The sequence below is a fragment of the Pseudoalteromonas phenolica genome (genome assembly GCF_044788725.1).
GTDB classification, from domain to species: domain Bacteria; phylum Pseudomonadota; class Gammaproteobacteria; order Enterobacterales; family Alteromonadaceae; genus Pseudoalteromonas; species Pseudoalteromonas phenolica_C.
The window spans coordinates 972,502-995,376 of record NZ_CP173162.1 but is presented as its reverse complement, the minus strand read 5'-3'; the positions used below and the strand labels follow the sequence as shown (position 1 = coordinate 995,376).

The 22,875-nt window shown below is 42.9% G+C and carries 16 protein-coding genes; 3 read left to right on the top strand and 13 right to left on the bottom strand.

All coding sequences use genetic code 11. The features are described 5' to 3' along the window. Positions 1 to 228 precede the first annotated feature (228 nt). The 5 genes from ACH784_RS21835 to ACH784_RS21815 are packed head-to-tail and all read right to left on the bottom strand — an operon-like array spanning position 229 to position 8,575. Positions 229 to 1,407: an AGE family epimerase/isomerase gene (locus ACH784_RS21835; RefSeq protein ID WP_404396002.1), complete on the bottom strand. Its 1,179-nt coding sequence runs from the start codon at positions 1,405 to 1,407 to the stop codon at positions 229 to 231. 7 nt (positions 1,408 to 1,414) lie between these two features. After that, the gene (locus ACH784_RS21830) at positions 1,415 to 2,413 is read right to left on the bottom strand and encodes a carbohydrate kinase (protein WP_404396000.1); all 999 of its coding nucleotides are present in this window, start codon (positions 2,411 to 2,413) and stop codon (positions 1,415 to 1,417) included. Further along, positions 2,410 to 3,618 carry a sugar MFS transporter gene (locus tag ACH784_RS21825; RefSeq protein ID WP_404395998.1) on the bottom strand — a complete coding sequence of 403 codons (1,209 nt, stop codon included), beginning with the start codon at positions 3,616 to 3,618 and terminating at the stop codon, positions 2,410 to 2,412. Before ACH784_RS21825 ends, ACH784_RS21830 begins: the two co-directional genes overlap by 4 nt. 2 nt (positions 3,619 to 3,620) lie before the next feature. After that, positions 3,621 to 6,161, bottom strand: a complete 2,541-nt coding sequence (locus tag ACH784_RS21820; RefSeq protein WP_404395996.1) for a GH92 family glycosyl hydrolase — start codon at positions 6,159 to 6,161, stop codon at positions 3,621 to 3,623. Between the two features lie 11 nt (positions 6,162 to 6,172). Then, positions 6,173 to 8,575 (bottom strand): GH92 family glycosyl hydrolase, encoded by a 2,403-nt coding sequence (locus ACH784_RS21815; protein WP_404395994.1) that lies wholly within the window; start codon positions 8,573 to 8,575, stop codon positions 6,173 to 6,175. 492 nt (positions 8,576 to 9,067) lie between these two features. Between ACH784_RS21815 and ACH784_RS21810 the strand changes: the two genes are divergently transcribed. After that, the gene (locus tag ACH784_RS21810) at positions 9,068 to 10,063 is read left to right on the top strand and encodes a LacI family DNA-binding transcriptional regulator (RefSeq protein WP_404395992.1); all 996 of its coding nucleotides are present in this window, start codon (positions 9,068 to 9,070) and stop codon (positions 10,061 to 10,063) included. 369 nt (positions 10,064 to 10,432) lie between these two features. Next, positions 10,433 to 11,983 (top strand): basic secretory protein-like protein, encoded by a 1,551-nt coding sequence (locus tag ACH784_RS21805; protein ID WP_404395990.1) that lies wholly within the window; start codon positions 10,433 to 10,435, stop codon positions 11,981 to 11,983. 306 nt (positions 11,984 to 12,289) lie between these two features. Here ACH784_RS21805 and ACH784_RS21800 read toward each other — a convergent pair whose 3' ends face one another. Continuing rightward, a complete protein-coding gene (locus ACH784_RS21800; RefSeq protein WP_404395988.1) occupies positions 12,290 to 12,721 on the bottom strand; it encodes a GNAT family N-acetyltransferase in 432 nt (143 codons plus the stop codon). Positions 12,722 to 12,986: 265 nt separating this feature from the next. Between ACH784_RS21800 and ACH784_RS21795 the strand changes: the two genes are divergently transcribed. Then, complete coding sequence (locus ACH784_RS21795) at positions 12,987 to 14,063, top strand: energy transducer TonB (RefSeq protein WP_404395986.1); 1,077 nt, start codon at positions 12,987 to 12,989, stop codon at positions 14,061 to 14,063. A gap of 214 nt (positions 14,064 to 14,277) precedes the next feature. On the opposite strand, the gene ACH784_RS21790 is transcribed toward ACH784_RS21795, so the two are convergent. From ACH784_RS21790 to ACH784_RS21760, 7 genes are all read right to left on the bottom strand, one after another. Beyond that, positions 14,278 to 15,138: an SMP-30/gluconolactonase/LRE family protein gene (locus tag ACH784_RS21790; protein WP_404397014.1), complete on the bottom strand. Its 861-nt coding sequence runs from the start codon at positions 15,136 to 15,138 to the stop codon at positions 14,278 to 14,280. A 77-nt stretch (positions 15,139 to 15,215) separates the two neighbouring features. Then, positions 15,216 to 17,651 carry a beta-N-acetylhexosaminidase gene (locus ACH784_RS21785; RefSeq protein ID WP_404395984.1) on the bottom strand — a complete coding sequence of 812 codons (2,436 nt, stop codon included), beginning with the start codon at positions 17,649 to 17,651 and terminating at the stop codon, positions 15,216 to 15,218. Then, complete coding sequence (locus ACH784_RS21780) at positions 17,638 to 18,609, bottom strand: sugar kinase (RefSeq protein WP_404395983.1); 972 nt, start codon at positions 18,607 to 18,609, stop codon at positions 17,638 to 17,640. Before ACH784_RS21780 ends, ACH784_RS21785 begins: the two co-directional genes overlap by 14 nt. Further along, positions 18,606 to 20,042, bottom strand: a complete 1,437-nt coding sequence (locus tag ACH784_RS21775) for a sodium:solute symporter family protein (RefSeq protein WP_404395982.1) — start codon at positions 20,040 to 20,042, stop codon at positions 18,606 to 18,608. The genes ACH784_RS21780 and ACH784_RS21775 overlap by 4 nt, the downstream gene beginning before the upstream one ends. A gap of 74 nt (positions 20,043 to 20,116) precedes the next feature. Continuing rightward, entirely contained in the window at positions 20,117 to 20,503 is a 387-nt protein-coding gene (locus ACH784_RS21770) for a RidA family protein (RefSeq protein WP_404395980.1), read from the bottom strand. A gap of 8 nt (positions 20,504 to 20,511) precedes the next feature. Then, positions 20,512 to 21,978 (bottom strand): amidohydrolase family protein, encoded by a 1,467-nt coding sequence (locus ACH784_RS21765; protein WP_404395978.1) that lies wholly within the window; start codon positions 21,976 to 21,978, stop codon positions 20,512 to 20,514. A gap of 10 nt (positions 21,979 to 21,988) precedes the next feature. Continuing rightward, positions 21,989 to 22,861, bottom strand: a complete 873-nt coding sequence (locus ACH784_RS21760; RefSeq protein WP_404395976.1) for a MurR/RpiR family transcriptional regulator — start codon at positions 22,859 to 22,861, stop codon at positions 21,989 to 21,991. Positions 22,862 to 22,875: the final 14 nt, after the last annotated feature.

Here is a 22,875-nt window from a genome sequence, read left to right as displayed (position 1 = left end):
AACGATCCTTGGGTTATTATGTTTCTGTTTATAAATTATCTTATGACATTTTTCAGTGCAACAAACTGTTGTAAACCGAAGTAAAAAAGCATCTAAGCCTTTAATCCACACCGAAGTGTTTTAATCAAAAGCAAAGATGCTTCGAGTAGGAGTCTGCACGACGCAAAAAGCGCAAAAAGCGCAAAACCCTATTTCAAGGAGAATTTAGATAAGTAGTCTTACTTTTTTTTAATTAAAAGAAAACTCCAGCACATCAAAACAAGCACCTAGTGTGTGGTAATCACATTTAGCACCCGCTTCACTCTTTTGATTGCTATATTTTTGATTTGCACCTGTCAGAACCCTGAACCAAGCGCCGAACTCATGATCTACAAAGTGCTGCCAACAATAATCCCAAAGTGCGCTGTATTGCTCTAGATACTGTGGTTGTTTAGTCTCATCAAACAGCATAGCTGCAGCTGCAAAGCTTTCAGCTTGTACCCAGAAGTATTTGTCGCTGTCGCAGGTTTGATATTCAGTATCAAAGCCATAAACCAAACCACCGTGGAAGGTATCCCATGCCTTGCTATACGCCACATCAAATAAGTACTGGGCTTTTTCTACAAACTCAGGGCGCGCTTCAAAGGCATTAAGTTGCATCAGTAATTTTGCCCACTCTGTTTGGTGACCTGGCTGGAAACCCCAAGGACGATATAGGTTCTTCGGGTCGTCTTTGTTGTATTCAAGATCTGGTACTAGCTCTGGCGTAAAGTGCTCATAGACTAACCCTAAGCTTTGCGCAGATAGCTCAAAACAAAAACGATTGGCTAAATGCTGTGCTTTTTCAAGGTATACAGGTGATTGAGTCGCACCATAAGCTGCGATTAACGCTTCACAAATATGCATATTGGCGTTCTGACCTCGGTAATCACACAATCTGCCATCATCGTAGATGGTATCGGCGTAGATCCCCTCTTGTGCTTGCCAAAAGCGTGATTCAAGTAACTCGAATGTTTCACTTATTTTGGCATCTGAGTCAATCACACCGGCTTTATAACAATGGGCGTAACACAGCAATACAAAAGCATAGCCATAAGCTTGTTGTGTCATGTCTTGCGGTTGGTTGTCTTGCAAAGTCCACGCATATGCTTTTGACGCTTCACGCCAATGTTGTTGCTCCACATAGTCCAAACCATGCTTTGCAATGGCTAAGTAATCATCGTTGTTTAACAGCTTTGCCGCTCGACAAAAGTTCACAACCATACGTGTGCTGCTTACAAGCTGGCGAAAGCCATTATTGAATGTTGTGCCATCGTCTAAGTAGTTTTGGAAATAGCCACCAAGGTCGTTGTCGACGCAACGGTCTTTATAAAAGTCGACAATCGATTGACTGTGTGTTGTTAAAAATTCTGAGTTATAAAAATTCACGTGTGTTTTACTCTAAAAAGGCAGCATCGTAAGTGCCACTAAATTGTTCGTTAAATAAGTCGCTGACTTGTGTGAAGCTTGGCAATGCAGGGAAAGCACCTTGCGTAGACACAGCAATTGCGCCTGCGCAACTGGCAAAAGCCACAGCAGCTTGAATTTGTGCTTCGCTATTCAGTAAAGCCTCAAGTTGGATGGTTTCGCTGAGCAAGTATAAAATCGCGCCAATAAAGCCATCACCACCGGCTGTGGTATCAACCACCTGCGTTTTCGCGGGAGTCACGTAACCGCGGAATTGTGTGCTCACATACTCAATCTCATCACCGCCATTAGTGATCAAAATAAGCTGACAATTTGCGGCTAAACAATCAGATAAGTACTGCTCAGGATTACCTTGTGATAACAGTTCAAACTCTTCTTTGGCAAACTTGACGATATCGGCTTGTTTCACAACTTGGTTCACCAAGGCAATATCAATGTGTTGCTCTTTCCAAAGGTTGGCGCGCAGGTTCACATCAAAACATACCTGTAAGTTCAACGCTTTTGCTTGTTCAAGCACAGTTTGCGTGGTCTTTGCGGCACCTGCTTCAGTCAATGTATTACTACATAAATGCACTAGACGGTTGTTTGCAAACCATGCCTCGCTGACTTGCTTAGGTGTGAGCAAAAGGTCAGCGCTGTCTTTTCGCATAAAGGTAAAACTTCTGTCACCACTTGCGTCTAGATGCACAAAGGCCAGAGGCGTCGGTGCAGTCTCGTGCTTTAAAGTAAACTGAGTATCAACACCGTAATGCGCAAGGCTGTGAATTAAAAACTCACCAAACTGGTCGCTCCCCACTTGTCCGGCAAATTGCGCCCGCCCACCGAGTTTGGCCAAAGCCACAGCTGCATTGGCAGGCGCACCACCGGGAAATTGTCGATAATCGTTAATGATTAAGCCATCTTGGTTTTGGCTTTGAAACTGCAAAAAATCGATCAGCGCTTCGCCATAACATAACACCCCACTCATGCTGCACTTACCTCTTGCGATCGGCCTTTATATTGGCTCATAGCAAAAAATAGAATGTAGACATAAGCGAATACCGGCACTAAAAAGCTCACTTGTACAGAGAACTTATCAGCGACAACCGCTTGAAGTAGTGGGAAAACCGCACCGCCAACGATGGCTTGGCATAATAAACCCGAGCCCTTGGCTGTTAGCTGGCCTAAACCACGAATTGCTAAACTGAAAATCGTTGGGAACATGATTGAGTTAAAGAAACCAACCGCTAATACGCTCCACATTGCAACCTTGCCGGTACTAAACACAGTGACCATCAATAGCACCACAGCCATCACTGCATTTAAGGCTAATACCAAGCTAGGCGCATATTTACGCATTAAGATTGAGCCGATAAAACGACCTATCATCGCGCCGCCCCAATAGTAAGCCACCATGTTGCCCGCTTGTTTTGTTGTCAGACCGCCAATTTCAGGGCGTTCGAAGTAGTTCACTAAGAAGCCACCGATAGACACTTCTGCACCCACGTATAAGAAAATACCCAGTGCGCCCATAACAAGGTGCTTTTGCTGCCAAATTGAACCGCTTACTTCCACATCTTTTTGCTGTTCAAAATCCAGCTTAGGCAACTCGATAAACTTGAACGAGCAAGCTACCGTAATGGCTGCCAGTGCAATTAAGAAATAAGGTAATTGCACTTGCTCGGCACCAGCACTGCTGCTGGTTGCTGAAAGAATAAAGAAAGTACCAAACAGTGGCCCTGCGGTATGACCCAGCGAGTTAATCGCCTGCGCCAAATTCAAGCGACTGGCTGCATGCTGTGGCTCGCCTAAGCAATTAACATAAGGGTTTGCAGATACTTGCAGCAAGGTTATACCGCCTGCAAGTACAAAGAGTGCGCCTAAAAATAACGCGTACTCTTTCACGCTTGCTGCAGGAATAAACAGCAAGCAGCCCAGAGCTAATGTTGATAAGCCAATGAACACGCCATTGCGATAACCAAACTTTGCCACCACACGACCGGCCAGTGGCGACACTAGAAAATAAGCGCCAAAGAAACAGAACTGCACCAACATAGCTTGGGTATAGCTCAGTGAAAATTCTGCTTTTAAGAATGGGATCAGAATGTCGTTTAACGCGGTAATAAAACCCCAGATAAAAAACAAACTGGTCATGGCATAAAACGCCATTTTTTGATTAATTTGCTTTGCCATGATTAATTCGCCTCAGAAGTTGCTACCGAAGGAGCGGCAACTGAATAAGATGCTGGACGATGCTCAAGTGCACCACCAAACGCAGGGTTAGGCTTAGTATCTAAGGTAAATTCTAGACGCTGCGGGGTACGAATGTATGATTCGTCAATCCAGCTATTTAGCGTATCTTTACCATTGATTTTTAGCCCTTTAATGTAAATGTGTTCGTCGCTTGCAGCAGGTGCTTGAATGGTTAAATTACCAATTTGTGCCTGTTCAAATGCCGGGCTTGATAACACCATGTCTGCACGACCTGGGTAGAACGGATACATGCCTAATGCCGAGAACACATACCAAGATGACATTTGACCCAGATCGTCTTGCCCTGGAATACCTGACACTGAGTTATGCCAAAGTTGCTTCATGGTCTCACGCACCGTTTGCTGCGTTTTATACGCATCGCCTGTGTATAAATACATCCAAGGCGTAGCAATTGATGGCTGATTCGATACATCAGCATATTGCGCTGAATCGCGATATAGCACCCAAGTACCATCAGGTTTACGGAAATGTGAATCTAAACGCTCAGACATAACTTCATCACCACCAAGAAGTTGGCTTAGCCCTTGGCCATCAAACGGTAACATCCATAAATACTGAGCCGGGCTACCTTCGACAAATAAGTGGCCACTAAATGGGTCAAACTCTTCTTTCCAGCTACCATCTTTATTACGGCCTTGAATATAGCCAAGCTCTGCGGTCGCTTTAGGGTTATAAAGGTTTTTCCAATAACCTGAACGCGTAAGCATTTCAGTACTATGTGCGTCTTTACCTAAGCGCGCTGCAAATTGTGACATGGCAAAATCAGCAGAGACTTGCTCTAAAGTTTCACTCGCCCCTTCCCACGAATTAGATTGATCCGATAAGTAATTCAGCGTTAGCCACTCATCTAAAGACGGTTTCTGACCACGACAGAACACCGGGCAACCCACATCTGATAAATCGTACTCGGTTGGCACTGTTGAGGCTTTGTATAAAGACTCGTACGCACCTTCGATATCAAACTTATCCGCGCCAAATGCCACAAAGTTGGCAATGGCAATCGCTGAAGGGTCACCACTCATTACCCCTGTTGGGCCATTGTTGTGCGTCCATCTGTCCCAAATGCCATTAAATTGATTGGCTTGATTGAATAGCGACTGCGCGATATCACTGGCAACTTGCGGGTGCGTTAAGCTCACTAGCTGCAGTTGTGAACGATACACATCCCAGCCTGAGAAGTTCGCATACTGCGCCGTTTGCTTGTCGCTGATCGTATGAACTTGTTGATCAAAACCTCGGTACTCACCGTTCACATCACTGAAAATATTTGGATGGAATTGACTGTGGAATAATGCCGTATAGAAAGTCGTCAGTAAGTCTTTATCGTCAGACTTCACTTTCACGCGACTAAGCGCATCATTCCAACCCGCGTAAGCTTTGTCTTTTATTTGCACAAAGCTTTGCTGACCTTGTTCTTTGGCTAGGTTCTCACGGGCATTGTCTAGGCTTACGTAAGAAATACCCACACGCATTGTCACAGGTTGTTTCGCTTTAACGTCTAAATCAACCCATAAACCTGAGCCTTTACCCCACTTTGGCACGCCGGTTTCACCATAGCCCATACCGCCTTGGCTAGAAGTCGCATTGGCTGCTACCTTGTCATCAACATACGCACCGCTGCCTGTGATCGGCGCATCAATCTTCGCCACAAAGTGTAGCGTGTAATAATCACGACGGTTATATTCGCCTAAGTAACCGCAAAAGTTACCACTGGTGACATAACCACTCACCTCACCTTTTTCTAAATCCACTTGGGTAAACGCATCACCACTGCCCAGCTGAGAATAAGCCGTTCTAAAAATCAGCTTGGCTTGCTCTGGCGAGTCAAAGGTAAATTCGGCAATACCAGTACGATCGGTTGCTGATAAACGTACATCAATGCCAGAATTTAGACCTACTTGGTAATAACCAGGAATGGCAGTCTCATCATCGTGGCTAAAGTTCGCGCCATAATAGGCGTTAATTTTATCGGTCGCAGGAGAATGTTTAATGGCTTGGTTAAATGGTAAAACTGGCACATCGCCTGACGCACCTAAACACCCAGTGCCCGACAAACGGGTAAAAGAAAAGCCCTTTAAACGTGTCGCTTGCCAGTTATAGCCGCCGGGTGAGACTGGAATACGCACATTGTCTTCATTAATGCGCTTGCTGATCCCTTCACTTTCTTTCATTAACGCTTCGGTGTAAGCGTGCTCAGGACCAAAGTTGAACATACCAAATGGCTGCACCGCACCTGGCACAACGTTAGCCGCTTGACGATGGTTAAATGGACCTTTGGTACCAATGAATGGATTTACAAAACTGGCTGGATCTTGCACATAAGCAACGGCTTTGCTGTTTGCTTGCTCAGTTGGCTTTGCTTGTGCATCTTCATTGCGGTTATCGCCGCAGCCGCTGAGCGCAAGGCTCAGCGAAACCACCGGCGTAACAAGAAGCAATGAACGAGAGAATGTCTTTTTCATGCTTCTGTCTCTTATTTTAAGAAGTTGTTGTTCACTGGGTTACTCATTGACGGCGGACGTGCCGACAGTGATTGACCAAATGACTTGTTAGGCTTAGCCGACATAGTGAATTCAAGCTTGCCACCGCCCATGATGTCATCATGAGTAATATAGCTGCGCTCAAGTTTTTTGCCGTTTAAGCGTACTTCTTTTACATATTTGTTCTTCTTAGACAGGCCTTTCGCAACCACAGTAAATTGCTTGTTATTTGCCAATGCTAAAGAAATTTTCGGTAATTGCGGTGCACCTAATGCGTAAGTTAAATCGCCCGGTGAAACTGGGTAGAAACCCATTGCCGAGAAGATATACCACGCCGACATTTGGCCTACATCGTCATTACCCGCAAGACCATCTGGCTTATCTGAAGACAACGTATCCATGATTTGACGAATACGTGCCTGAGTACGCCAAGGCTCGCCCGCATAGTTATAAAGGTAGGCAATATGGTGGCTTGGCTCATTACCGTGAGCGTATTGACCAATTAGACCTGCAATGTCTTCATGCTCTTTGATTTTTTCGTACGACAGCTCAGTTTCGAATAGCTCATCTAGACGCTCAACAAATTTCTTATCACCACCTTTTAGCTTAATTAAACCGTGCACGTCTTGTGGCACATAGAAACTGTACTGGTAGCTGTTACCTTCAGTGAAAGCACCCATGTATTTTGCTTCTTGCGGATCAAAATCTGGATTCCATGAACCATCTTTCATGCGACCACGCATAAAGCGTACTTCTGGGTCAAACACGTTTTTGTAGTATGTAGCACGCTCGTAGTATTCAGCCGCAGTTTTCTTATCACCAAGCGCCGTAAAGAATTGACCAATCGTATAGTCATCATATGCATACTCTAAAGTAATAGACGTTGATTCAGGTAGCACGTCTAGCGGTACATAACCATATTGTTTGTACTCAGGAATAGCATCGTAATGTGGGTGGTTTGCAGTATCGATCATGGCTTTTTTAGCGAGCTCAACGTCGAAATCACGAATGCCTTTTAGATACGCATCAGCAATCACGGATACCGCGTGATAACCGATCATCGTCCATGTTTCATGGGCTTGGAACGACCAGATAGGCAGCATTTTGTCATGGCTCTGCTGATAATGATCAAGCATTGAAGAGATCATGTCTGATACTTTGTCAGGCTCAATGTAAGTCAATAATGGATGCAGCGCACGATAAGTATCCCATAGCGAGAATAGCGTGTAGTGCGTGTGATCTTTCGCTTGGTGAATTTCACCATCAACACCACGATATTGACCGTTTACGTCTTGATAGACACTCGGTGCTTGTAGTGCGTGATAAACCGACGTGAAGAACTGACGCTTTTCAGACAGCGAGCCTTCTACTTCAAACTTATCGAGTGATTTGTGCCATGTTTCATCTGCTTGCTTTACCACTTTATCGAAGTTCCAATGCGGAATTTCAGTCTTTAAGTTTTCAAGTGCATTTGATTTGCTAACCGCTGAAATACCCACTTTCACCATCAGTGGCTCGCCTTTTAGGCCTTCAAAGTCTGCAACCACTTTAATGGCTTTACCTGCGGCTTCTGGGATTTTGTAGTTAACAATGGTCGATGGCTTTTTGCCATTGCCTTCGGTTAGGCAACCATTACAACGGTAACGAGTGTTGTCTAGGTTAATCAGCTCAATATCGCTAAACGGCTTTGAGAACTCAATGGCAAAGTACATTTGACGATTGTTCGCCCAGCCATTAGTCGCACGATAAGCTAAAATAGTACGGTCGTCGATAACACGCACATCACTCCAAATTACTTTGTTCTTGAAGTTATAAATGCTGTGCGTTAAGTCCATTAACACGCTGCCTTTATCATGCTCTTTAAAAGTGTATTTGTGCATGCCCACACGGGTAGTCGCAGTCAGCTCAGCATTCACCTTGTAGTCTTGTAGCCAAACTTGGTAATAACCCGGCTTTGCCGTTTCATTGTCATGACTAAAGCGAGAACGATAACCCGCATCTGGGTTGTCAGCTTTGCCCGGCTCTAACTTCACTTCACCCGTAATTGGCATCATCAATAAATCGCCAAGATCTGAGTGACCCGTGCCGCTAAAGTGGGTATGCGAGAAACCTACAATGGTAGTGTCGTCATAATGGTAGCCCGCACAACGCTTATAAATTTCTGGTTGTGGGTCAATGCCTCTAAATACTGAGTCGGTATCTGGGCTCAACTGCACCATACCAAAAGGTACAACTGCACCAGGAAAAGTATGGCCGTCACCGCCAGTACCAATAAAAGGGTCTACATATTGCGTGTTTGCTGCAACTTGTGTCGCACCTAACATCATCACACCGCCTGTGACGAGTGAGTAAGTCATGCGTTTAGCACTGTGCCACCCGTGGCTTATCGTTTTCATTGTTTGCCTCTTTGCCAAATAACCGAAATAAATATAGATACCAATTTTAGGGCGTGTTGACCTTTGCTGTTTGTTTTTGCAGCAGTGAGTTGGGTATTTAGGCAAGGCAGAGGCTGCGACGCATAGTTATTCTATGCAAGTCAGCCGATAACGCCGAATAAATATTCAACTCGCGCTGCTCGAAGAGTTCAACCAAAGGCTTCCACTACTTTGTCATTCGCCACTTACATAACCCATTATGCTGCGTAGCTCATTTCGCGTATTGAAAGCCTTTGATTTGAACAAAATTCATACTTCAAAGATAAACGCGCCCTAGCTATTGATATTGGAATGAGCCAATTATCCTTTAATTTCCTATTAAAGGTAAAATGGAACGTTCCAAGAATGATTTGAATATACTGATCGATTTGCTAGAATACAACCCATTGCGATGAATTTAATCTTTGGTTGGCGCTTTTAAAGGCACAATCACATTCTATAGATAGCCAAAATTTGAAAACAAATAATACTAACAAGCAGTCTGTCACTGTACATGACGTAGCCCGTGTAGCGGGTGTTTCAAAGTCTACAGTGTCACTTGTTTTACGCGGCAGCGATAAAGCCAGCGACCGTGCAAAAGAAAAAGTACTCAAAGCCATCGAAGAAACAGGCTACGTTTATAATCGTGAAGCCGCGGCGATGCGCAGTAAGTCTTCAGATCTAGTCGCTATTGTGATCAACGACTTAACCAACCCTTATTCTGCAAATTTAGCGGTTGCCCTTGAAAAACACATTCGCGAATTAGGCTTAATGGCAACGCTCGTTAACACCAGCGAAAATGCCCTAACGCAAACGCAAATTGTGGCCAAACTACAAGAATACCGTGTAAAAGCCTTTATTATCTGTCCAACGCCAAATACCCAAGCGAGCTGGCTTAATCAACTACAAAAGCCGCATACGCAAGTGGTCAGCATCATGCGTCAAGTAGATGGCAGCCAAGTGCCTTGTGTATTACCAAACAACGAAATGGGTGCTTATAACGCGACGAAAGCGTTAATGGCTCGCGGCCATAAGAACATTGCATTTATTGGTGGTGACGCAGCAATATCGGATTACCACCAACGTTTAGCTGGTTTTAACAAAGCCGCCAAAGAGCAAAACGACATACAAACTTGGGTGTTTAATAGCACCACAAACCGTCACGGTGGTAGACTTGCCATGTCTGAATGCTTGGCTCAAGTGCCGCAAGTTGAATCTGTGGTCTGCTTTAACGACATTGTGGCTTATGGCGTAATTGAATATCTAGCCGAGCAAAACTTAAAGCCTGGTGCTGATATCGGCGTGATCGGGTTCGATGATTTGGACGACTCAAAATTAATGAGTGTACCTCTGAGCACAGTAAAAATTGATGCCAACGATATCGCTAAAGCCGTGTGTCATATCTTAAAAAACGACACGCAAGAAGGATTAACTCAAGTGCCAGTGGAGCTAATCGAACGCGCTTCTTAATCTCTGTCTAAATAGGTGATGCTGATTGGTATCACCTACCCCCTCGTTCCAGCCAACAATTTAAAATCACAACGTTCTGATTTATATAAACAAAAGTAAAAAATAAAGCGCTTTTTATTGCTCTTCATATCACTTACTGTCATATCTTATACCTAAAACGTATACATCTAATTTTTATGATTGAATTCAGATGTATATTGCTCACAAACAGACATCAAGGTAAATTTTTTGTAAATAAAATATTGACCAACCACACATTACCCACGATTATTTAGGAACGTTCCAAAATATAATTTACCACTAAGCAACTCATTTTTCTTTTTTAAAACATTAAAATTGGAACGTTACAAAAATCAATGGGAACAAGTTATGACATCTAATAAACATCTTAAAACACCTATCGCGCTAGCAGTTGCTTTCGCAGGCCTAAGTTTCAACGCACTGGCATCTACCACGTTAAATGCCGATCTCACTGTACCAAATGGGATTATTAACGCGTCTGAACAAAACACACCATACGAAACTGCGGACAAAGCATTTGATAACGACCAATACAGTAAATGGTTGGCGTTTTCTCCTACTGCATGGCTTAGCTATGAACTCAATGAGGCGAAAGTCATCACTGGCTACACGTTGACTTCAGCAAACGATGCGCCAAGTCGTGATCCGCAAAATTGGCAGCTACAAGGTTCAAACGATGGTATTAATTGGCAAACAATTGATAACCAAGTTAGCCAAAGCTTTTCAAGCAGATACCAAAGCAAGCAATATTCTGTATCCAGCAACCAAGCCTATAAACATATTCGCTTAAATATCTCTGCCAATAATGGCGCAAGCCTAGTGCAACTGGCCGAAGTTGAACTATTTGGTAGAAGCGCTGATAACAATAATGGAACAACACTGCCAATCAACCAGTCTTTGAACCTAGGCCAAGGTCAATGGCAGCATTTTGGTCCTTTCAACGTCGCAGGCAAAGTAAACGCCTCAACGTCTGGCAGCGGTGATGCTGATTTATATATCAACTTAGGTGCACCTGCGACCACTCAAAGCTACACTTGCCAAAGTATTACTCCAACAGCAACTGAAAACTGTGAGGGATCTGGCCAAAACCTTTATGTGTCGGTTTACGGCTACTCGCAAACAAACGTCAATATCAACATCACTGAACAAGGTGTCACAGATCCTAACGATGGTTTATGGAAAAAACCTGTGGTGGACTTTGTAGATGTCAACCCAGAAACAACCGGCTCACAATTGTTTAAACGTATCATTGCCGATCCTGCTGGTCATATGGCACAACGCTGCGTTGATGTCGCTAAAATTCTATATAAAGACCCAATTGAGTCTGAACGTTTCAGAAAGCTACGTTTTGAGTTACGAGCAAAGGATCATTGGGGCAAAGACTTTGTCGCATATAAAATGGGGCAAGATGGTTCAGGCGAAATGACCATAGTGGTCAGTACCGCACACCTTGAACGTTTATACCGTGAAGGCGGAAATTCAGACTCTGCAATTTCAGACGAAATCGACGGTATCTTATTCCACGAAGTCACTCATGGGTACAACAATTCACCGCTCACACATGACAACTACGGCGATGGTCAAGCTTACTGGGCGTTTACCGAAGGGTTAGCTGATGCCGTACGTATTGGCGCAGGCTTTCACAAAACACGCACGCCAAGCACCTTAGATCCTAGAAAGTGGTTAACTGGCTATGAAGGAACTGGTTTCTTCTTACACTATGTTAAAACCCATTTAGACAATGACTTTATCTACAAATTTAATAAGTCGGCAAAAGACATGGGGAATTACACTTGGTCGTTCGATGCGTCATTTAGACAGATCTTGGGACGTGGTGTCGAAGATGTCTGGAATGAATATGCTAACTTTATAAATAGTGGCGGCCAGTTACAGTACTAATCGAAAGTGGCCAAGTAGCAAACGCCCAACAACCTAAAATGGGGTTAAAACGTTAGATTGTTTCAAACCCGTTTCTTAGTAAAACTATAAATAAATCTAGTTAGGAATTTTTCTTTCAGACAAGGAAAAGGAATGCATCAATAGTGCGCTATTGAAAGTTCTTTTGACGCAGTATGAGAGAAAAATGTCTTCTAGATTTCAACGTTTTAACCTGATTTTAGGTTAAATTGGCTATGGGCGTTAATTCTGTCTTGATTTGCTAACTTTCATCGGGCTCCCAGCACATTTAACTAATGTGAATCTTTATCATAGCGACATATGGAGAATTGGAAATGGTTTCCCCATATCATCTAAAGGCGAACGAGAAACAATTTTAAACCCCATCGCTTCGTAAAAGCCTACAGCTTGAGGGTTTTGTTCGTTCACATCGACCTTATTGATGGAATGACAATTCAATGCGTTCTTTAATAACGCTTTGCCAATTCCCTGTCCTCTATATTCATTCAAAATAAATAACATTTCTATTTTCTCTGAATGAATACCAATAAAGCCAACAATTGCGCCCACATTATTTTTCATGCAATGTAAAATGACATTAGGAAAGGCCTGTTCCACAATAATTGGCTTAAAGAACGCAATATCTTCTTCACTTATAAAACTGTGCGTTGCTCGGACTGAGTTTTCCCAAACGCTTAGCAATTCAGCATAATCGCAGGGAAGCACATCATCTATATACATAGTTATCTCTATAATTAATAATTATTAAATAAAATCGCTAACTAAATAGCGCTGTGCAGCCGCGCATCAAGGTTACTAGAGATTATCTTGATTTACTAGAAATCAACTAAATGCCAACACTCACTCAAAATCTTGGCCTGATAAACTTGCAGGAACAATTATATTTATATTGGCAGCAACCATTGGCTTTGAAACTTTTAATAGCTAGCAATAAATAGTAATTTTGGGTACATTAATTTCAAATTACTCTAGGAAGAACTTATCAATGACTCGGACCCTAATCGCATTCTCTTTATTGTCAGCACTCAGCTCTGCTCCTTCTAACGCGTCGAGCGAGGATCTTAATGCGCAATTTAAACAGCATTACAGTGCATATCAGACTGCTGTGAAATCAGATAATAAAGCTCAAATAGTTGCAACTGCTAAGCAGGCATATGATCTTGGTCAGCAACTATATGGTTCGCATCACATCAATACCGTTAACCTTGCTATTAATTATGCGGATGCATTAGATAATAAAAATACTGAGAAATTGCGTGTTTTAGAAAACACCTTAAAAATTGTTGAAAATCATCACAAAGACAACTTACAAGCCAGTTTTGATGTTACATTGCCAATTGCAAAACTCACTTTTAAAGATGAGAAAAGAGCAGCTTTAAATAGCTTAAAAGAAATCGGTCACAAAGCCGAAGCACAAAAAGATTACGAACTAGCCTCTGTCGCTTATCTAGAAGCCATCAAACTTGCTGCTACAAGTAGAAAGACAGCATCTACGGCCCGCACACTGATCCGCAGAACAGATGAAATCAATAAAGCGCATCTTCCTGAGACGGCTATACAACGTTTATCAACTGATATTTGGGTAGCAGCGTTAGACGAAGCCAAAAATCGTAAAAAAGCGGCAATTTCTCGTCTGGAACATATCGTAGAAATTTTTGACGAAAACTTAGAGTTTGACCATCCTTTCGAACTGACAGCCCACTCTAGGCTTGTGAATCTCTACGAAAAAACTCGCCAAAGCGATAAAGCCACCAAACACTGCTTGGCCATTGCCAAAATGGTGCCTTGGCAAGACACTCAACAGCAAGAGCCGCTTTACAGAGTTCACCCCATTTATCCAACAAGCATGGCAAGACGAATGAAAAGCGGCTGGGTAAGGCTTCAATTTACGGTGAGCAAATCTGGGTTTGTTAAAGATATTGAGGTTTTAGAGTCTTCAGACTCAGGGTTCGAAAAAGCTTCAATTAAAGCCATGGAGCAATGGCGATATGCACCTAAATTTGAAAATGGAGAGCCAGTCGAAGCTAAATCCACTGTTCAGCTCGATTATAAAATTAGCTAAGACCAAACGAACTGAAAAATGCGCTGTAAAGCGCATTTTTTATGGATATTTCAACGACATGCTTTCTAATACCAATCCTCTTAATTAGCCGGACTATTTTGAGGCAAAGAAACGCGTTGCTAGCCTAGCGAATATTTTTCTATTCTGTTGCTATAAATATCAAATTTTCAACGCAGTTAACCTCAGTTTTAATCCCTCAAAAGATTGAGTTTTATTAAGGGTGGATATAAAAACTTCGTCCCGACACTTGTGTTGTGAATGTTTCGATGGCGCCGCGTTGCTGCATGGTCACAAATAAGGTTTTACCGTCTTTGCCACCAAATGCCACGTTAGTCGGATGTTGACCTTGCAATGGTACTTTCCTTAGTAACTTGCCTTGTGGCGATACAACAGCAATGACACCTGCACCGTAGCGCGCAATATATAAATTTCCGGCTTTATCGCTGCGCATACCATCTAGCCCGAAATCTGAAAATTCAATCAATAAACGTTTATTCGAAATATTGCCATCATTATCAAGATCATACTGCCAAACTTTACGTTGCACACTTTCATTTACATAAAGCGTTTTATTATCAGGGCTGACTTCAACGCCATTGGTGGTCCCCATGTTAGATTCCAGCAAAGTACTGTTACCCTGCGCATCAATTCGCCACAAATTGCCGCTATTATTTTGCCAATTAGGGTCGCTCGCAAACAAGATACCGTTGTCCATAATCGCTAAATCATTCGGTTGATTCATCTTGGCATTATGTGCAAACACTTCGACCTTATCTGATACATCAACGTTTTGTTTTAACGCTTTATGAGACACTCTAAGCACATTGTGATTAACATAATCAGCAATATACATATTGCCCTGTTTATCAAAGCGAATACCATTACCCACAGAGTCATTGCTAAGCGTTAGCAGCGTACTAACTTGGTTTTTCCCAGTTACTTTTCCTATCGTCCCTTGCTTAGCAAAGTTAACTGCATATAGCACACCGTTTTTGTCAACGGCTGGGCCTTCGACGCCGACTGTAAAAGTTTTATCAGCCACCCAATCTTGGGCAACAAACGGCGTGTTAGCCATAGCCGAAGTACAAATAAAAGTACTCGCGAGTGCACTGACTAAAATGCTTAGTGAAATACTCATTTTCTTTTTCATAATTATCTCTTATTTTCTGCGCAGTACATGCTTAGTTGACGGATAGGATAAATGCCGGCAATAACCAACTCATCCTCAAGTGATTGTAAAGCCAGTAAACGTGCCGCTAATTTTGGCTGCTTAGTTTGCTTTTTACACTGCGAAATAACCGACAACCCTAATTCAGTAAACTGCTTTAGTTTATTTATTGTCGGCTGCAAAAGGCTGACACTTTGCTCAGTTAAAAAGAACACATATTGTTTATTAAGCGCCATTTGCCAGTCTTTAAGTTGCTGTTCAATTGCAACCAGTGCACTGTTATCACCCTCGAGATAAGCGTTAACTTGGTTGTTAAGCACACGAACGTGGCGACTTTCAACAGGCAAGTAGTCCACAAAGCTATCTAGCGCTGCGAGCTGGTGATACTCATCTTTTAAAAATTTAATATGATGACGCGTGTAATAATGGCTAGGTTCAAGCATTTCACTTAAGGTCAGTAAATATGAAAAGCTTTGCTTTTTCAGTTCATCACTGACGTCTTGCTTTAACATAGAGTGAAAGCCCTTAAGCTTTTGCTGCTTATGTTTTAGGCCTATAACTTGCCTTGCATAGCGGTCAACCGTGCTTAATCTTTGATACATAAAGTCACTGTCATTCAGTGTTTTAGCAGACCATAAACGCTCACTGATGACAAAAAGACGCGGCCAGATCCGCAAATCCAAATTGTCACCCGTTACCATTTCACTCCAAATTGTTGCTTCTGCACCCAGTATATTCTTCTCACTCGCAGCAGATAGCGGCTCAGACAAAGTAATCTTGCTTGGCTCATAAAGCGAAGAAAGCACGACAGGATAACGACTATTACCTATCATGACCGCACTGTGATCATCGTCCGTTTTTGAGATTAAGTTAAATTCAAAAGTGAGTGGCCCCATCCAAGAGTCCATAGACGCAACTAACCTCGAGCTTGTGGCTAATTGCACTTTGGCCAATTGATGATGGTTGTTGTTCAATTTAATAAGTACTTGCTCATCAAGAACAATTAGTTCGCCCTTAATATCACTGCCCTTTAACCGGTCGATTGTGAATGCGCGACTCACTTTAATTTGCTGAGATAAATCAACCTCAGGTAAAGCGCTTAATGGGTCGTTTCGATAATGGTAGTCTGAGTATTGCGGCTGATCGATATAAAACCCCGTCGATAGCACGCCTTTGTATCCTGCATTGGCGACTTGGTTTAAAGAGTCATGCCCACGCCAAGACTGCACTAAAATGTTATCAGGTAATTGCGGATGAAAAATCTCATCCCAACCGACCATAATACGGTCATGTTTTGCAATGATAGGCTGAATTTTTTGGTTGAAGTAGTTTTGTAAATCGTGGCCGTCTTTTAGCCCCTGCTGTACCATTAAATTTTGAATGTTTTCATTTTCTAGCCAATGTTCTGGCTCTACTTCATCACCGCCAATGTGAAAATATTTGTCAGGGAAAATCGCGGTCATCTCTGATATCAAGTTTTCAGCAAATTCATATGCTTTGGGAGAGCTGATATCAAGCAGAGGCTTAAATACTCCCCAATGACGCTCCATTTCATATTGCTTTTGCTGCGCCATAAACTCAGGATAAGCAACCGAAATGGCGCTTGCATGACCCGGCATACCAAACTCTGGTACCACACGGATCCCCAGTAAATTGGCATAAGCAATGACGTCTTTAACCTCTGCTTGAGTGTAAAACAATCCATCAGAGGCTTTTTCAGTTAACTTGGGATAGAGCTTGCTCTCAATTCTCCAACCTTGATCATCGGTTAAATGCCAGTGAAAAACATTGAGTTTTGCAGCTGCCATCCCATCAAGTTGGCGCTTAATGGTTTCAAGAGAAATAAAATGACGCACACTGTCGATAAGTAAACCACGCCATTTAAAACGCGGCGAATCTTGAATCTCAGTATAAGGCACCGACAATGGCTGTTGCGAATTGGCATAGGCCAATTGCGTTAATGTAGTCAGACCATGTTGAGCACCAAACACCGTATTTGCTGTTACTGTGATCCCCTCATCGTTAACCGTTAACTGGTAACTTTCATCCACTGCGAATTGCACGTGAGTAGGCGATGTTTCAGCTTGCGCAACAATCACCCGAATATTTGCTGAGACATTTTTATTAACTGCTATGTCAGAAACATCCTGTAAGGCTATGCGCTTTTGTGAAATTCGGCTGAAGTGCGTTTGTAATCTGTTGCGATGAAAATTCGCTCGAGCTTCACTAAACCCTTTTAGCTCAATATTAATTTGCTCATTTAATTGATAACTCCCCTGTGCCATTTTCACTTGCTGTGGCATTGGCATAAGTGCCACAGCCTCACTATTTTTTGCAGCAAAGACCGGCTGTGAACAGCCAAAATTAAATGCCATTAAGCTGATTAAAGCAGCAACTCTAAAGAGTTTAATTAAACACACTAGTAACCTCCGGAGTGTGAAGTGACGGTAATAAATCGGGTGCGATTAAAGCACCATGATGGCAAATAACCACAGACGCGAGTGTATGCGCAAAGTTAGCAGCTTGTTTAACACTAGCCCCATGAAGATATTGCGCTAAAAAACCCGCTGAAAATGCATCGCCCGCAGCGCATGTATCCACAATTTTGTTAGTTGCTACATTGGCTGCAGCAACATATTCAATCTGCTGTTGAGATTCAGAAATAACACACGGGCTAGCACCTTGGCGGATGACCAAAATTTGTGGATGAGACTGCTTTTGACGATGAAATGTCAAAATATCTGTCGCTTGTTGTGTGCCAAATATGGCGTATTCATCTTCATCAGTTAAAAATGCGATATCGCATAAAGACATCATGGCTAAATACCATGACTGTGGGCATGTTTGCTGCCATAACACTGGCCGATAATTATTATCAAACCAAATTGTGCCGCCCAAGGATTTAAAACGATGCAAAGCATTAATTAATAACGTGCGATGCTCTGTTGAAAGAATAGCGAGGCTTATTCCCGATAAATAAATAGCATCAATGGTTTTACTCAAAAGTGCTGAAATTAAGGTATCGGTTAATGCGAAGTAATCTCGCGCTGCACTGTGGTTTCTATCAAATCTGAAAGTACGTTCACCACTTTCATTGTTTTCGACCCAATATTGTCCTAACACTTTGTTAGGATGTTTAACGACAAAAGTTTGCTTTATATCAGCGTGCTGCATCAACTCAGTAAAACCAAGACACGCCTCGCTGCCTCCAATTGCGGTGGCATAATAAATAGCATAAGGATTGTCGGCATTTTGTTGCAGTAGATGCTGTAAATACCAGGCAGTATTGAAAGTATCACCACCAAAATGACTGCTTTGCTGACGGTGTTCAACCATGCATTCGCCAAAGAATACGATAGATTTTATATTTTGATTCATGACGTTACCTTTCGCTCAACTGCAGAAGCTTCAGATAAGTTGGCGCTTTGTGTTAATAAACTCACAACCACGCCAAACACAAATGCCGTGCATAAAGCAGGAATAATGGCATTGCCAAAATAGGCCAACCATTGGGCATTTAGAGTCATAAGCAGTGTGGCGCAAATAGCCCCTAGTAAAGTAGCGATAGCGCCTTGCCAAGTATATGATTGCCAAAAACGCCCGAGTAAACCCATCACGCATAAACCCGCTAGCACCAATGAGATCATTTTCGTTATGTAAGAAATAATATCGTTCGACAACAGCGCCATCATCAGTGCAATAAACACTGTCAACAACATCCCAAGACGCGACACTTTTAATTGTTGCTCTGGGGCAATTGGGTGCTTAAAAATCCATTGATAAATATCACTTACTAATACGCTCACACCTGCAATGGCATCTGAGCTGGCACTAGATAAGGTCGCAGAAATACCGGCCAGCAAAATCACTCCACCCAGTAAAGCGGGTAACGCATTCATAGCGACATACGGAAAAGCAAAAGCGGGGTTATCTAGGCTGTCGTTGATAATATAAGCACAGATCCCAACAATGGCAGGCACCATTGAAAACCCCAAATACAATAGTCCCGAGAGCGTAAATGAGCGACGAATACTGGTTACATCTTCAGCAGCATAGATGCGTTGTCGAAATGACGGTGTGGCCAACACCCCAACTAATACCACCAGCGACATTGAAATGGCGGGTAATAAACCTATTTTTTGATATGAGAAAAGCCCGTTATCGTTGGCCGTATGATTATTACTGAGGTTCTCCCAGCCACCAATTAAATCTATCGAGAAGTATGCCATTAATAAAAAACCGACGAACAAGATCACAGCCTGAATAGAGTCGGTCCATATCACGGCTGAATAACCGCCCAAAGTCACATAAAATGCCAACCCAAAACCAATCAACAATTTCGCCGTAACCTCATCAATGCCTGTCAACCACGCTAAATACATGCCGCCACCAATAAGGTGAGCACCGAGCCAACCGATACTCGCAGCATAAATTAAAAACGCCAGTAACTTCTTAACTCCTTGGTGATGACCAATGTAACTGGCTAATTCTTCGCTCATGGTTGAAAAGGCTTGCTCTCTGGCGGGGGCAAATAGCCAAGCAAGTAATAAAATACCTAACGCACCACCTAACCCATATAAAGCGCCTGCCCATGCATTTTCATAGGCAAACCCTACTGCTCCCATCGAGCTGCCCGTGCCAACCATGGTCGCAACCGTGGTACCTAAAGTAAGAAAAAGAGGAACTTTTCGCCCAGCCAATAAATAATCATTACCCGATTTTTGCCAACGTGATACACACCAACTGATAATGATCATGACACTTAAATAACCAAGAAATGCGAGTAGAAAATACATCTGATTGACGGCCATTTGTTTCTCCTTTTCTTAGCAAAATTGCTTTATTCCAATCTTTTTAACTCTGTGCTCTATGCTAAAGATTGGTATTAGTTACCCTTGTAGCAGGTCACATCCACTTCAACCTTACAGTCAACAACCAAGTCAGCAACCATACATATACGTGCTGGCGGGTGCTCACCAAAATACTCAGCGAATACCTTATTGAACGACTGAAAATAACGCGCATCGGTTAATACCACTGACACATGCGTGACATGCTCTAGGCCATATCCTGCTTCTTCCATAATCGCAATGCAGTTGTCGATTGCCAGCTTTGATTGCTCAACAATCCCACCTTCTACAACTTCACCATCGCGCATGGGAGTTTGCCCAGATACTTTCAACCAACCACCCGCTTCTACTGCACGAGAGAAAGGTAAATGCTGCCCGCCTGTGCCTTTTCCGCCCTCGGCGCCAATTCTTTTAATCGTCATAACTACTCCTATTGTTTTGCTTCTCGAGCAAGGAAGCGCCCTGCTCGACCATATTTAATAATTGTTTCTTCATTAGCTTGTGCGACAAAACTCAGCACCCCATTCACCCATACTTTTTCAATACCAAGGGCCTGTGATTTTGGGTTATTAAAGCTGGCGGTATCTATGATTTTTTGCGGGTCAAAAAGCACCAGATCGGCAAAATATCCTTTTGCAATCTTGCCTCGTTTTAATAAATTAAAACGCCTCGATGGCAGCGCTGTCATTTTATGGATCGCTAAACCCAAAGAGAGCACATTTTCATCGCGACTATAATGTCCCAACACCCTTGGAAAGGCCCCCCAAAGTCTGGGGTGCGGATGTGGATCGCATGGTAGGCCGTCAGAGCCAACCATAGACTGCTCATAACTTAAAAATGCACTGACATCTTGCTCAGACATACAGTGATAAACAGCCCCAGCTGGCTGTAGCTTTTTCGCTGCGTCCAGTAGAGATAATTGCCATATATGCGCAATCTCAGCTAAGTTTCTAGCAGCCATTTCAGGATGTGATTTTGACCAAGTAATAAAAATGTCTGTATCAGCTGTTACTTGATTTAAATCTAGCGTACTGGAACTGGCCGCATATGGATAGCAATCACAGCCGATATCTTGTGCTGCTCTTTGCTTTTCAATGTGTTTGATCACTTCCCCTGCGCGGCCCCAATTTGCTTTACCCGCACACTTTAAATGTGAAATGATCAAAGGAACTTGAGCACTTTTGGCTGTATCAAAAGCTTCGTCGATTGCCGCTAAAATCTCATCAAACTCAGTGCGCAAATGAGTGGTGTAAACCCCCTCATAAGGTGTAACGGCTTTAGCAAGCGCAGTGACTTCATCACGACTCGCCGCTTTAGCATTAAAATAGGCTAACCCGCTACTTAACCCAAGTGCACCTTGTTGCATCGCTTTATTTAGCAAGCCTTGCATAACGACTATTTCATCTGTTGTAGCAGCTTTAGATAAGTCGCGCATCACCGCCGAGCGCAAACTAGTATGGCCAATTAGTGTGGCTAAATTGACGCTCGGTGAAGCAGCTTGAAACGCGGCAATATAATCATTCAGTTCAGGGTAAATAAAATCCGTTTTACTTCCTAACAAATTGATAGGATCGACAGGCTGGGCATTAATCGGCGTGGGCACCATGCTTATTCCACAATTACCTGTGATCACAGTGGTTACGCCTTGACTGACCTTGCAGCGCATATGCGGATTTCTTAACACTTCAAGATCATCATGAGTATGTACGTCGATAAAGCCGGGGGCTAACACCAACCCTTGAGCATCAATGTAATCTTTTGCTTGGTACTTATGACATTCACCCACATGTAAGATTGTATCGCCTTTAATTGCGACTGATACACGCTGTGCAGTCATCTGCTCGCCATCGTATACCGCTGCGTTTTCAATAATTAAATCAACTAACTGAGCACTCATAAGCTAAGCCCTAATCTCCGAGCGGAAAACGTTTATCAACAGGCATAGCATCGCTATTGTTGTCTCGGTGTTTATCTAATTGAGTTTTTAATCGGCGTAACTTTTCTTTTGAGCGCTTTTGATTTAATACCGCCACTTCGCTCGATAACATATCTATGGCCGCTAACATCACATAACGGGCTGCGCTTGGTTTAAATATATAATCGCTTTCTTGTGTCTTTATCGGTAAATGAAAATGCGCAATTTGGGCAAGCTCGCTATCAGGGCAAATCGTGATGATCTTCGCGCCATACTCTTTGGCAATCATCGCCGCATCATATACATCGGGTGTCACACCACTCAGTGATAAACATAACACCACATCGTCTTTATTTATGGTTGAAGCAACCATGCGCATCATCATTGGATCTGAATACGCATTGCTGAGTACGTCCAGTCTGAATAACCGATTATGCGCTTCTTGCGCCATCACACTGCTACCACCACCCACACCAAAAATTAGGCACTGTCTTGCAGCACAAACCACTTTGCTAGCAGCTTCTACAACTTGTTCATCAATTAAACCCGCATTGAGGGCTAAAATTTCATGAATTGAGGTATACACGTGTGAGATTTTCTTTTTCTCAATAACCTGTTGAGACGTGAAACGCTCACCGACTGCCGCAGATTGGCTTAGTCTAAACTTTAGATCTCGGACGTTTTTGCAGCCTAAACTTTTCGCCAAGCGGGTAATACTCGCATGACTCACTCCCGCTTTTTCTGCCAATAGATTGATAGGCGCCGTAGCAGAAAAGTTTAAGTTGCTCAAAATGAAGCTTGCCACTGTTTGCTCAGAAGGACTTAAATGGCCGAGCACATCTTCAATTTTGTTTAGAATATCCACACGTCACGCTCTAT

Coding starts and splice junctions, on each gene's coding strand:
- ACH784_RS21775 (WP_404395982.1), bottom strand. CDS start 20,042: ATGGCCGTCAATCAGATGTATTTTCTACTCGCATTTCTTGGTTATTTA.
- ACH784_RS21805 (WP_404395990.1), top strand. CDS start 10,433: ATGACATCTAATAAACATCTTAAAACACCTATCGCGCTAGCAGTTGCT.
- ACH784_RS21815 (WP_404395994.1), bottom strand. CDS start 8,575: ATGAAAACGATAAGCCACGGGTGGCACAGTGCTAAACGCATGACTTAC.
- ACH784_RS21820 (WP_404395996.1), bottom strand. CDS start 6,161: ATGAAAAAGACATTCTCTCGTTCATTGCTTCTTGTTACGCCGGTGGTT.
- ACH784_RS21800 (WP_404395988.1), bottom strand. CDS start 12,721: ATGTATATAGATGATGTGCTTCCCTGCGATTATGCTGAATTGCTAAGC.
- ACH784_RS21795 (WP_404395986.1), top strand. CDS start 12,987: ATGACTCGGACCCTAATCGCATTCTCTTTATTGTCAGCACTCAGCTCT.
- ACH784_RS21770 (WP_404395980.1), bottom strand. CDS start 20,503: ATGACGATTAAAAGAATTGGCGCCGAGGGCGGAAAAGGCACAGGCGGG.
- ACH784_RS21830 (WP_404396000.1), bottom strand. CDS start 2,413: ATGAGTGGGGTGTTATGTTATGGCGAAGCGCTGATCGATTTTTTGCAG.
- ACH784_RS21825 (WP_404395998.1), bottom strand. CDS start 3,618: ATGGCAAAGCAAATTAATCAAAAAATGGCGTTTTATGCCATGACCAGT.
- ACH784_RS21765 (WP_404395978.1), bottom strand. CDS start 21,978: ATGAGTGCTCAGTTAGTTGATTTAATTATTGAAAACGCAGCGGTATAC.
- ACH784_RS21780 (WP_404395983.1), bottom strand. CDS start 18,609: ATGAATCAAAATATAAAATCTATCGTATTCTTTGGCGAATGCATGGTT.
- ACH784_RS21790 (WP_404397014.1), bottom strand. CDS start 15,138: ATGGCTAACACGCCGTTTGTTGCCCAAGATTGGGTGGCTGATAAAACT.